Origin of the sequence: Mesorhizobium sp. M1423 (assembly GCF_040317575.1) — a bacterium.
In the GTDB taxonomy this organism is placed as follows: Bacteria; Pseudomonadota; Alphaproteobacteria; order Rhizobiales; family Rhizobiaceae; genus Mesorhizobium.
The window spans coordinates 12,047-24,546 of record NZ_JAMYKU010000041.1; the positions used below are offsets into that span (position 1 = coordinate 12,047).

Below are 12,500 nucleotides of genomic sequence, written 5' to 3' on the forward strand. Positions count from 1 at the left end.
GAGTACTATTCCTGATTTGCAAGGTGGCGAAATTGGTCAGCGTAATCGAGACCTATTGGCCCGCAACGCCCGAATTTGAAGAGGTATGCCAGAATGGAAGGGAGGGGACTTCGTCCTCTATGGCGCATCTCGGCGCGTTTTTTGAGATCCGGTTCTGCCTGTAGCGCTGCGAGGAAAGAACCAAGATCGGGGAAGTCGCTGTATGATTTTGGCTTCGGCCACTCCGTGTCCGGAAGAGGTTCGGGCTTCGGTCGGAAGAAGGCCTCCTCCATCACATGCTGCGGAGCGAACTCGACGCTGAGGATCGGTCGGCTGTCGGTGACATGCCCCTGCGCGACGAACATACGGCAATCTTCGCGCGCCGGTCGTAGCACTGGCGGCATGCCGCCCACAATTTCGTCCTCCCCGGCGCTAAAGGCGAGAACGAAATCGGAGAACCGGAAACGAAGGTCGACGAGATCCTGATCACGCCGCGCAACAAGGGTCGCGCCGCCGAGGTCGATCGCGGCGGCTTCCGATTGCCGAGCGGCTTGGCCCAGCCACAGAAAACCGTCTGGGGTGTTCCAGCCCGCTTCCTGGGTCACCAGTTCGGGAATCCTTTCCCCATTTGTATAGATGAGGCGAAAGTGGCTTCCGGCAAAGGCAAGCGCGCTGTCGCTCGTTCCGGGCAAAGCCGTGTCGATGCTCATCAGCGCGACGTCGGCGTAGAGCCGCCGGACTTGCGCTACGCTACTCTTCTTGTTTTTTGCCGCCGGGCTATCGGCCAGAAGAAAGAAGGTCCGATCAGAAACGCCCGACCGATCTCCGATCGCCGCTGCTGTCGCGGCGTCGAAGAGACGGCGCTCGATCTCGTCCTTCTTTTCGTCTGCCGTCTTCTGCGCGACTTCTGCCGTCTTCGTGTCGAGCGGCAAAGGAGCAACCTCCAGGAGACCGATCGCGGTCCGCACTGGCACAGTCCCGGCAGCATCTGATGCGTCATCAGGCGGCGCGGGAGCTGTCCCTTCCGCATCGCTCTTGCCTGCCGGTTCGGGTGCGCTTCCGACGCGAGGGCCAGCGGCGTCGGCGACGACGACGTTGCGCCAAATGCAACCATTCGCACCACCGAGCCGGATCCGGCTCATCTTCAAGTCGCTGAGCGGGAGCCCGACGGCCTTTCCGCAGACCTTGGCGAACTTCGCAAAACCGGTCGACGACTTTGAGAACCTGATGCTGACGAGGCAACTTTGCCACGGCGGCAACCCGCTCTTGCGCTGGTCGGTTGGCAACGTCGTGATGATGTCGGATCAGAGTGGCAACAGGCGGCCAAACAAAGCCAAGGCTGCCGACCGAATCGATCCTGCAGTGGCGGGCAATCATGGCGTGCGGGCGGGCCGTGGCGGGCGCCAACGGCCGGTCTATGTACGACTCAGCGTCGGAGGACGCGCTGTTCTTTTAGAGACAACCTCCTGCCTGGCGCCGCAAGCAGCAGCCGCCAGCCCGGCTAACCTACTGTAAGAAAGGCGCAGCTTGCCACAGCGACTGGCATTAATTGCGGAACCGCTACGGCGATCCCACGCGACTGGCAAAGCTCGAAAGACCTTGTTCTAGGAAGGGGCCGCGTCAGCGGCGGTGACGGCCATCCGTCTGGACACGCACAGTCACGGGGCATTTCGACTGCGTTGATTCCGCGGTAGGCTCGCCGAGCCACCTGCGACAGGCATCTCATGCCATATGACCTTTGTTACGCGTCACGGAGTCATCTTGCTTTCGGCTGCTGACGCAATTCCCTCAAAATGAACATCGTAGTCGGGTTCGCACACGCTGCCCACATACCCGCCCGTTTTCTCTGATAACTTTTCATACAAAGTGCCAAAAAAAGATGGATAGTCCTGAGCGTCCTGAACTGCTTCGCATTTGCGGTCTCCAGGCACCACAATAATTGAATTCCAAAGGAAGGCTTTCTGCGGTAAGATTCGCTTGACGGTATCAAGCAGGTTTTCAGGGTAATCTTCGGGATCTAGCGGCTTGTACTGCTCCGTGCTAAGACTGTATTGGCCGCCAGTGCTGCGCTCGTCCTCATCCGTGAGCATAATGGCCAATAGTAGACCCTTTTGCCGAAGACAACCCTTGTTCCCCTTATAGCGGATGTGCAAATTGAGAGACTTAATTCCTTGCTCATCGCTACTCCACTCAGATCCTATGCTCTTGAAGGTATCGTTGAGCACCGTATCAAACTCAGGAGTGTTTTTATCTAGCGCCGCTGTTACGAACTCATCACTGTCGCCGTTCTTCTTAATCCAAATAAGAGAATTTCCATTGTAGTATTTGGCATCTGTAGTCAACATGCATATTCTTATGTCCCCGTCTTGGCCGATTCCACCTAGAAAATGACTGAATCCTTCAAAAAATTTCTTCTGTTCTTGAACCATAGAAGCTGAATCATCTATAATAGCTATGATATCGATCGACTTATCCGTTCCGGTGGGAATGCTATTCGTATCAATTTCCGGCAGCTGTTCGTCAGGACAACCAGGGCGCCCTACTATTTCTGGCGTAATTCGTTTCGCATCTGTGAAAGGTATGAAAACATACTGCCCGGCGACCGGTTTATTATTACCACTGAACATCTGCCCTTTTGCAATACCGACTATGGTTCCATCCTTCAGAAATACAGGACTTCCACTTTGTCCGGGGTTAATGGCCATGTCGGTGATAACAGTGCCGCCAGGACCTTCGGCAGAGACAATGTCTCCGACTGCGGTGACGAACGGCAGGTTCGTCGGAAAGCCCTCGCTGTAAACCTTCTCGTTCAACAACGAAGAGGGGTTCCGACTGCCCGACGTGCAAACCGGCTTGCTGTCAGCGAGATTGCTGCCTTTAAGAAGGAGCAAATCGCGGCTCTCACTAAAATCGATTACAGCTGCGCTACTCGGCTTAGTATCTTTTCTCCAGCCATGAATTTTGATTTTGAGCGTGTCAGGCCGAAAATCCCCAAGGCCACTTAGTGCATGATAGACCGTTAGTATGTTCCCTTCTCGATCGATGTAGAATCCGGTTGAGGTGGTCGCAACGGGAATCCCCTTGTTATTTTCGGCCTCGGCCTCGATGTACACTAAGCCATCCCTTATTTTGGACATGACTCGTGTGATGTCCCTTTCCTGAGCCGTGGAAATTGTGGCAAAGAAGGAGCAGAATACGGTTAGAGACAAGCTGGATGCTGTCCCGCGCGCTTTCGCGGTGAGAGCCCACAATTTAAGGGAGATCTTCATATATTTTTTCTACTGCGAACTTGTCTAAATCAGACAACTCGCCATTATTGCCATAAATCGGATTACAGTAATTCATGACGGAATCGATATCCCACGGCGTCAGCAACAGATCACCGTTGGTTCCTTGACGTTTGTCGAAACAATCGTCATCCGGCGTGTCCTGCCGGTTCTGTTCATGCGCAAAGCCGACGGCATGTCCGAATTCATGGACAGCAATTACGTAGATACACTCTGAGCGTCTTTCTTCCGATTCGGCGCAGATAGGACTCCACTTCTGGAAGGCAAAGTTTAGAAGCATGCCCTCGGGCACCCCATCCAACCGATTACCTAAGCCCAGAGTTCGTGGGTTTCTGTCAGCGACAACAATTCGGATTCCGCGGCTCGCTGGATCGCACGGCCCCCAGTATATGAACTTTAGGTTCGAGTAGCGTGACCATGTTTGCTCTACCGCATTCCGTACCAAGTCCATCATTGCTGGTTCGTCCCCATTTTCCCAGCAAACCGCGACCGGATTGACCCGCCACCGAGCCGCCATCGACGGGTAGGCGTAATCGAGAACATCCTGGAAAACGCCCCTCACAACAGCTCTTTCGCCGCCGCCGTTACCTCCCGGCTCCTGCGCTGCATTCTGCTGCGCAAGGAATGTTCCCAAGCCATCGTCAGAATCCTGTGCGATCGAATTGGTCACAGCCAAAAAAACAAGCAGAGCACTTGCACCGAAAGTTCGAATGCGACAGTACAGCTGTCTCATATCGGAGGTCCGCATTTAGAAGAGCATAAGTTACACCCTTTTTAGACAAAGCGAAACGTCGAAGTTGTCAGGCGCCAGATAGATATACCTCCGACCAATAGCCACCAGCGCACCGGCCCCCGCTCCGGCGGGCTTTTCGTGTGACCATGTGCCGGCCGTGTGCCGCGGAGCATCCGCAATCGTCGGGAATCGCCGGAAATTCTAGAGAATTCGGCGGTCATCCCAGGCACATGTAAATGCGCCAAACAAAGCTTAGCTCATTGATTTCATTGGTGATCCCGACAGGAATCGAACCTGTGACCTACAGATTAGGAATTTGTCAGACGGCCTTTCCCATTGTTTCCCAATACCAGTCGTTGTACGATTGCACTGCCGCTAACCTATTCAAGATGTTGTAATTTTCGTACTGCGCTGCTATGATAGCGTAGACAAACCGACAGATCCAGCCAGATCGAACAGGGCGCAATTGCCGTACTAATCCCGTACTAATTTCATGACAGACCTTCGAATCGCCCTTACAGACCGCGACGTCGCAAGCCTCCAGCCGGCGTCTTCGGGCCAATATTTTGCTCGGGACACCGACCTGCCGGGCTTCATGGTGCTCGTGGGCAAACGGAAAAAAACGTTCGTTGTCCAGGGTGATCGAATGAAGGCAGGGAAGCGCCTTTCCGTTCGAATGAAGGTTGCCGAAGTTGGAGAACTCACGACGCGCGCGGCGCGGGCGAAGGCCAAGGATATTCTCGGGAAGATCGCCAATGGCGTTGACCCTCGAAAGCCGGCGCGCAAGCCTGACGGCGATGCTGTAGCGGTTGATTTGCCATCGATTGCGAATCCCACGCTGCGCATTGCTTGGGAACGCTATCGCGACGGCCATATGAAGAACAAAGGTCGCAGCCATGGAACGATCAACAACTATCGCGATCACGTCGAGCGGCTGTTGGCCGACTGGCTTGACGAGCCGCTTTCCAAGCTCGGTAACGATCCTTCGCTCGTGACCGTGCGGCACGAGAAGCTCACTAAGGAGAACGGCGCCTATATCGCCAATGGGTGCATGCGAACACTGCGCGCCGTGTACAACCATGCTCGCAAAGCCGCCCGCACGCTCCCGGCGGACAACCCGGTCTCAGCCATAGACTGGAATGCCGAACATCGGCGCAATACCGCGCTGGGACTTTCGGATCTCCAGGAGTGGTTCACCCAACTCGCGGCTTTGAAGAACCCTGTTCGGCGCGAGTTGCATCTGTTGATGTTGCTGTCAGGCCATCGTCCTGAAGCAATCAGGAAGGCGCGCGTTGAGCATGTCGATTTTCGCGCCCGCGTTCTCCACATACCCAGGCCGAAGGGTGGTGAGATCAAGGCATTCGACATACCGCTTTCGAACGCCATGATCCGCTGTCTGGTTCGAGTGATGCGCATCGGTAGGGCACTCTACGCCGAGCAATCGCGTGACTGGCTATTCCCAGCAGAGAGCGAACGCGGTCACGTCATCGAGCACAAGGAGAAACGCAGCGATCTGTCGAAATGGGGGAATGACCTGCGGCAGACGTTCCGCACCATCGCCCAAGCCGCGGGCGTTGCCGAGCTGGACGTTCACCTTCTGATGAACCATTCCATCCCGGGTGTTAATGCAGGCTACATCACGCGTAACAAGCTTCTCAGCGATCATCTGCGCCAGCAGCAAGAGGCCATCTCACGTCGGATGCTCGAGGCTGGTCGGTCGCGCCAGAAAGAAGCAAAGCGCCGCACATCCGCGTGGCACGCACTTCCAAGCAGGCGGCTACTTTCTGATCTAATGAGCGGCAAGGATTAGCGGCTTCGAATGTGGGTAGACCGCTACATTGCGACACCCGACTCTCGAAGAGGCATTCTTCTACTCTTGTCGGCACGCGGCTTAGCTGAAGAATTCTATTTTGGGGTAGAGGTTGAGCCAATGCCCTCCGAAGGATTGTGTCAAGCCGGTGGGTGGCGAAATGGGGATAATGTCCTGAACGTTCTGCAAAAAGTTCTGGAGAGAGAACGGTCCTTGCACGTACATCTCGACAGCGCCGACACCAAGTGCCTTCTCCGAGTGCTGGCAGCGCTCAAACAAAGCCCGTTGTGGGCACGTGCAGGCTAATCTCGGTCGTAAAATCGCGCTCTGGAGTGGCACCACCTTCTTTGGCTCATGGTCGTGGGTTCGTGTCGGCTCTGCTAGGCACTCACTCACATTGTCCGACCCGGAGACATGGGTAACAGGACGTACCTAAGACATGGGTGACGATCTCGTGCCGAACGGATTGTCGATGGTCTGCAAGGTTTTCTGCTCCAGGTCGATATATCCCAGATCATAGTGCATGAAGCTTACGAGCCAAATGCCATCGTCGACCTCCTTGATTCCGAGCCTCTGACCGGCAAGCACGGTCGAGATGTTGATCTTTTTTCTGTGCATGCAGATGCGCCCGCAGGCGGTGACAAGGATATCCTTGTCGTGGAGGGGGTAGTCCACCTTCGGCAGGCCGGCATAGGGTCTTGAACAGGGCGTATAGAGCTCGGCCGGGCAGCGCATGGCGAGTGCCTCGTGGGGCCTTTCGGCGTTGAATTCGTTGACGAAGCTGTCGAACTTGGCTTGCTGCTGAAGGCTGTTCATGCCCGGCGGGCGAGTCGCCTCCTTCTTGAGCGTTAGATGCATGCGCTCATGGCGGCCATTCTGCTGCGGGTGGCCAGGCCTGATGCGCTCGATCTCGATGCCGAGCCTCAGCCAGAAGACCGATAACCTCGAGAGGTTGTAGAGGCCGTTGGGGCTGGCGAAGGGAAGTCCGTTGTCGCTTCTGATCGCCGCCGGCAGGCCCCGTTCCTTGAACAGGCGGACGAAGGTTTCGATAACGGGGGCTTCCTTGGTCGATTCAAGCGCTTCGCAGACGAGCAAGTAGCGCGAGGCCTGGTCGGAGACCGTCAGCGGGTAACAATAGCGCCCGTTGCCGAGCCGGAACTCGCCCTTGAAGTCGGTGCACCACAGATCGTTGGGCTGCGCGGCCTGCGACAAGTCCGTGCCTTCGGCTGTGAAGCGCCGCCTCTGGCGGGCGCGCTTCACAAGCCCGTGACGGTCGAGCACGGCATGCACCGTGCTTTTGGCTGGTATGCGCACGTCGCCGGCCAGCCGCCTGACCAGCAATTCCCAGATCTTGCGCGCGCCCCAATGCGGCTTGTCCCGCTTGAGGCTAACAATCAGGCGTTCGACCTGGTCGGGCAGCTGGTTGGCATAGCGCACCGGGCGGCGCGAGCGGTCGCTTAGAGCGTCAAGCCCGTCCTCCCGGTAGCGATTGAAGATCTTGTAGCCGGTCTTGCGCGAGATGCCGAATTCCCGGCACACATCGCTCATGCCTTCCCCGTCGAGAAGGCGAGCTACAAAACGAAGACGTTCCTCCATCACCGAATACTCTCTCCACGGCATCAACACCTCCGGCCAAAAGCCAAAAGTGTTACCCATGTGTCCGGTACAAAACGTCACCTATGTCTCGGGTCACTCACATGCCTCGCGACCAGATAGCGGCAAGGATAATGTAATGTTCGGCGCAATGCTGGTAGACGCCCCTCATGCCGCCCTTGAAGATCGAATAAAAGCTCTCGACCGTATTGGTGTTGACGCCATCAGCCTATGCGTATTCGTCTGCGTCATGCTCGACCGAACGGTGCGAGGACTGGCTCTATACTGAAACTCCAATACCGCGAAGCTCGATGGCGGCTTTTGCGCTGCTTATGGCGAAATTCGACAATCCGGTCGCGCCGCTGAAATGCAGGCCGAACGCTGGCGATGCCGGGTTCTCCCATGCGAGGAGCGCTGATCCGGATGCACCGCCGAACGTCGTGGCCTCGTGGCCGAAGACGACGTCTAACGTGTCCCGCTCGATGCCGTTGATCTGGCCGATACGGCCCGGCGCAAGCCGTTTCACGCCGAACAGGTCGCCAAACAGGGTACGGATAACGAAATTCCAGTCTATCTCGCCCTTTGGCCCCTGATTTTGCTCCGGCGGGCCAGGAAATCCGACCGTGCAAAAGGTCCTTGCCGCGACTTGATTGAACACCATAGCCGTGCCGTCGAACGCAATGGCTTGCGGCATCTCGGCGTCGTCGAACTGTTCGATCCGTAGCGCAACAGCGTCCATATGGCCGAAGCCGCGCCCAGCGCGCGGCGGCAGCTTCGCTTCGACAACCCGGAAACGCCTTGTGGCAAAGCTCGTCGCCTCGCCAAGGAAGTCGATTTCCATCCAGCCATGGATGCGGACGATGCCGTCTGCCTCGTCCATCAAGATCCCGAATTTTTTGCGTGCATCGTCAAGCACATGAAAATTGGTGAGCACGATGCCCTTGGCGGCGTCCACCAGACAGCCAGTACCAATGAAATTGCCAGCGTGCCCATAACGCGGCTGGATGCGGCCGATCGCATCGCAGATCGGCTTCAGCACCGGCAAGGCGTTCGCCAGCTTGTCTTGCCAGGTCCCCATGAACGGGTGGGACGGCGGCGGCAGGCTGTTCTCGATGAGGAAACTGGGTCGCGACCCGTCGGCGATGATAATCGCCTCCAGCACGGCCGAAGCGGAACCGTTGAGCTGAGTTTCGGCGGCGGGATCTTCACCGACCAGGGTCTTGAGCGCATTGCCGCCGTGGTCGCTCAGAAGCTGGAGCGCAGTGACGAAGGCCTGCTTATCGCGAACCTCGTTGGCAGGCATTTTCTGGGCAAGGCTAAGAACACGGTCAAGCGTCGCATCGGCGCCGTGCCGTGTCAGCGGTTGGCTGGCAACCGCCTCTTCCGTCAATGTCGATTCCAGAAAGCTGCCCTCTTCGATCGCGGCGCGCACGGCAATGATGCGCCTTTGCTGCTTTAGCCGCTCCGAGACCAGAGCTTCGGGGCGGGGACGCCTCAGTGCCGGGGCGAGCGGCTCGCCGAGTTCCTGGGCGTCAGGGCGACGCTCGTCAGCTGGACGTTCGGTCGCTCGAGGGCGCTTTTCAGTGGGAACCAGCGTTTCCAGGACGGCTGTCGCCTCTTTGGCCGTGGCGGGCCGAGCGGAGGACTGGCGGCGCAGCAAGGCAAGGCTGATCTCGGCGCCATGCTTTTGCCAATCGAGCTCCGCATCAACGACAACGGACCCAAGCTTTTCGTAGGCGAGGCTGCGAACGGAGCGGCCGGGTGAGTCGCTGACGACGCTTTCGGTCGGCCCTTCCATGCCACGGCCAAGATCAAGGTCGGCCTTCAGCAGTGCCACGGCGTCAACGACGCCGGCACCGAGGTTGAAGCCGTCCCAGCCGGCCGGCACGTGGGCGGTCGCCTTGAGCAGACGGCGGAACATGTCCTGCGCACTCTCGCCGCGCTGCCGGGCCGCGGCGATTACGTTGGCGCGGCCGTGAAAGGCGAGCCAACAGGCCGCGACACCCGCCGTCAGGGCGACGGCGTAGCTCGTGCCTTCGCCCTGGGCGACGTCGTAGGTCGTGGGTTGGCCGGGGGCGGCAGGCTTGTGCGCGAAGGCCCGGTAAACGTTTTGCGCCGGCGCCGATATGTCGACCGTCGATCCCCTACAACTTCCCTGCCACATCTGGTTCCTGGAGTTGACGCCGGCCACGGCGATGCATTTGTCGTAGCGTGCCGGCCATACCACCACATTCACGCAATTCCCGGCGGCCGCGAGCACGATGACGCCGGCGTCCACGGCGCGCGACAGCGCCCGCCACAGCGTGAAGGAGGCGATACCGCCGAGCGACATGGTGATGATCTGCGCGCCGTTGTTGACGGCGTAGTCGATTGCCTCGGCGACTTTGATCTGCGAGAGGCGCACAACGCTGTCGATGGCGCGGATCGGCATCAGCTTGGCAAGCGGAGCAGTCCCCGAAATATCCAGCGACTCGGGGCTGAGCAGCACGCTGGACGTGGCCGTGCCATGGCTGGGGTTGCCGGCTTCGGTGAGCGGATCGGTGGCGTCGTTTGGCGAAGCGCCGATCAGATTGCGCTGCGCGACGACCGTGACGCCGGCGAGTTCGGGATGCCTGGTTATGCCGGTGTCGGGTTGGGCAATCACGATGCCTTCGCCACGGCTGGGACGGCCGCGGCTTTCGGCGAAAGCCCAGGCTTCCGGCACAAGCATGGCGGCGATCGCCCAGTGCCTGGCAAGCCCCGGCTCTTCTCCGACCCAGCAGCCCAGCCAGTCGCTGACACCCTCTTCGGTAATCTGGCCAGCACCCGGCTGGACAGGCATTGCGGTAAAGAAAATCTCGGGCTCGGCCGCCTCCAGCGGATATTTCAAGACCAGGGTATCGGCCGCGCGGAACGCTGCCGTCTCGTCGGCGATCCGAAAGCCTTTGAGAATGAGCAGAAGCTCTTCGGGAGAACGCTGCTCGACTTGAGCGGCGAAGGGCGCCAGATCGATCGTGAGGCTGGCGGCAACCACCTCGGCACGAAGGCCATCGACCGCAACCAGGGCAAAGCGGGCTTCGCCGCCCGGATCCGACCTTACCGCCTTGAGGACTGCATTGCGAACCGCATCGACGTCAGCCATTTCCCCCTCCGCGCCCCATTCGAGGCTCCCCATCCCCAAGTCTCACTTATGCGCAGCAAAGTCCCAGCAGCAGAGACGGCTGTTGGCAAGCCGCGCCGCAGGCAAAGCTTTCAAATATATTTCTCCCGCCCGGTGCTTTGGCGTTTTTCCTTTTCGCTAAACTTGCCGTCGATAATATTGATGATAGCATACCCGCTATCGCGATCTTGGCAATAGTGGGGCTACCTGCAAAGGGAGGGGGAAAGCATGGGACGCACAACCGGCATGTGGCGGGACGCATCGGCCTGCCTGTTCTTTTTGTTCCTCATTGCCGCGGCGCTGAACACCGGCGCCAGCCAGGCGCAGTCGGCCGCGGTTCCGGACAATTTCCTTGTCGACCCCAAGCCGGTGCAGATCGATCTCGGCTTCTTCGAAAGGCTCAACCCGCACGGGAAACGCCTGGTGCGGCTGGAGGGTGTGAACGCGACGGGCGGTTCGATCGAGCTCGGCACACCAGTGGCGGGACCCGTGCTGCGCGCCGGCAGTCCCGACACGGCCATTGCCACCAGCGAGGAACCGGGATTCGGCCAAAACACCTGCACCGGAGCCATCCAGTCCAAGCAGATGTGCACCCTGACGCTGCAGCTTCCCGGCGGCATCGGACCCGGCGCATACAGCATCGATGTCGCGCTGCGGGGGGCTGGCGCGGGGCAGTCGCTCAAGTCGGTGAAGTTCGAGGTCCGCTCCTCGGCGTGGCTGGCCGGCATCCTGATCGCGCTCGGTGTCGTTCTCGGCGCGGCCGTCACCGACTGGCGCACCACCGGCCTGCCGGCCACGGACCGCCGCATCGTGGCGGCGGAGATGCGGGCGCGGGCGCAGCGGCTGGCGGGCTCGGTCACCAAGCCGCCCGTGCAGCGCCAGGCCATCGAACTCGGCCGTGTTTTGCGGACGCTCGACCCCGACCTCATTCAGGGCAATGATGCGAGCGCCAGACTGACCGAAATCGAAGGCCAGCTCGAAAAACTGGCATCATGCGAGCAGGCGCTCATCGCGGCCGACAAGGCGGGCGAGACCTCCGACGTTTTCGGCACGCTGACTGCTCGTCTGGTCAGTGCGCTGGATGCGGACGACTGGAGCGCGACCGGGATCGACGCGTCGCTATCGGCGCTTCGCGCGGAATTGGCGCAGTTTCCGCAACTGGTCGCGGCCGCGCGGCGGCTCGATGCCGAAATTGCGCGCACCCAAGGCGCGGTCGCCATCCTCGGCGCCGACCATGCCGCTATCGCCGTGGAATGGCGCAAGGCGCAGACGGAAAGGGAGGGCGCATTCAAGCGCCTGACCGGCGCGAGCGGCGCCACCGCCGAATGCACGCAGCGAGCTGCCAAGCTGGACACGGCAGCAGCCGCCCTCGCCGACAAGGCCGGCGCCCTCGTCGGCGCCTTGCTCGACAAGTCCGACGCCGCGCTCAAGGCAGCGCTTGCCGGCCCCGCTGCCCGCAATGCCGCCGCCAGGCAAAGTCTCGATGCGCTCGGCGAGCAGCTGCTGGCTGCGCGCAACGCCGGAGGCGGCGACCAACTGGCGAAGGCCATTGGCCTATGGCAGCAGGTTGCGCCGGCATCCCGCAAGTCTGCCGCAGACGTCGAGCTGGAAGGGGTCGCGCAGGCGCCGAAAAGCGTGCTGCCGCAGGAAACCGAGCTGAAGTTCATCTTTGGTCCGGACGTGTTCCAGCCGGCGATCGGCGCCTCAGCCCACGAACTGCGCGCGGTGCGCAAGAGCTGGAACATGCTCACCAATCTTGCGGTTCTGGCGGGCATCGCGGCGACCGGCGTGCTGGTTCTGTGGACGCAAAACCAGACCTGGGGCAGCGTTGCGGATGTGGTCGGCGCACTGCTGGCCGGTGCTGCGACACGCATGGCGATCGGCAACATCGCGCTGCCGGGAAAGCCTTAATGTAAATCTACTTGTGTCTAGTCGGAGACCGGCTCGCTTTCTTAGTTA

General features: G+C 59.7%; 8 protein-coding genes and 1 pseudogene. 3 read left to right on the plus strand and 6 right to left on the minus strand.

The features are described from left to right. Nucleotides 1-5 precede the first annotated feature (5 nt). Nucleotides 6-1,265, minus strand: coding sequence for a hypothetical protein (locus tag NKG95_RS31620; protein WP_353043513.1), 1,260 nt, complete (start codon nucleotides 1,263-1,265; stop codon nucleotides 6-8). Here NKG95_RS31620 and NKG95_RS31625 point away from each other — a divergent pair. Then, nucleotides 1,207-1,494, plus strand: coding sequence for a terminase TerL endonuclease subunit (locus tag NKG95_RS31625; protein WP_353043512.1), 288 nt, complete (start codon nucleotides 1,207-1,209; stop codon nucleotides 1,492-1,494). The genes NKG95_RS31620 and NKG95_RS31625 overlap by 59 nt on opposite strands. Nucleotides 1,495-1,727: 233 nt before the next feature. Here NKG95_RS31625 and NKG95_RS31630 read toward each other — a convergent pair whose 3' ends face one another. Both NKG95_RS31630 and NKG95_RS31635 read right to left on the minus strand, forming a co-directional pair. After that, nucleotides 1,728-3,092, minus strand: coding sequence for a S1 family peptidase (locus NKG95_RS31630; RefSeq protein ID WP_353043487.1), 1,365 nt, complete (start codon nucleotides 3,090-3,092; stop codon nucleotides 1,728-1,730). 139 nt (nucleotides 3,093-3,231) lie between these two features. Continuing rightward, nucleotides 3,232-3,999: a M12 family metallopeptidase gene (locus tag NKG95_RS31635; RefSeq protein WP_353043489.1), complete on the minus strand. Its 768-nt coding sequence runs from the start codon at nucleotides 3,997-3,999 to the stop codon at nucleotides 3,232-3,234. A gap of 493 nt (nucleotides 4,000-4,492) precedes the next feature. On the opposite strand from NKG95_RS31635, the gene NKG95_RS31640 reads away from it, so the two are divergent. Continuing rightward, nucleotides 4,493-5,809 carry a tyrosine-type recombinase/integrase gene (locus NKG95_RS31640; protein WP_353043491.1) on the plus strand — a complete coding sequence of 439 codons (1,317 nt, stop codon included), beginning with the start codon at nucleotides 4,493-4,495 and terminating at the stop codon, nucleotides 5,807-5,809. Between the two features lie 432 nt (nucleotides 5,810-6,241). Here NKG95_RS31640 and NKG95_RS31645 read toward each other — a convergent pair whose 3' ends face one another. From NKG95_RS31645 to NKG95_RS31655, 3 genes and pseudogenes are all read right to left on the minus strand, one after another. Next, nucleotides 6,242-7,429: an IS481 family transposase gene (locus NKG95_RS31645; protein ID WP_353043492.1), complete on the minus strand. Its 1,188-nt coding sequence runs from the start codon at nucleotides 7,427-7,429 to the stop codon at nucleotides 6,242-6,244. 106 nt (nucleotides 7,430-7,535) lie between these two features. Continuing rightward, nucleotides 7,536-7,676, minus strand: a pseudogene (locus NKG95_RS31650) (transposase); the annotation flags it as partial. Between the two features lie 6 nt (nucleotides 7,677-7,682). Continuing rightward, on the minus strand, nucleotides 7,683-10,523 hold the full coding sequence (locus NKG95_RS31655; RefSeq protein ID WP_353043494.1) for a S8 family peptidase: 2,841 nt from the start codon (nucleotides 10,521-10,523) through the stop codon (nucleotides 7,683-7,685). A 246-nt stretch (nucleotides 10,524-10,769) separates the two neighbouring features. Here NKG95_RS31655 and NKG95_RS31660 point away from each other — a divergent pair, with 246 nt between their 5' ends. Next, entirely contained in the window at nucleotides 10,770-12,452 is a 1,683-nt protein-coding gene (locus NKG95_RS31660; RefSeq protein WP_353043495.1) for a hypothetical protein, read from the plus strand. Nucleotides 12,453-12,500: the final 48 nt, after the last annotated feature.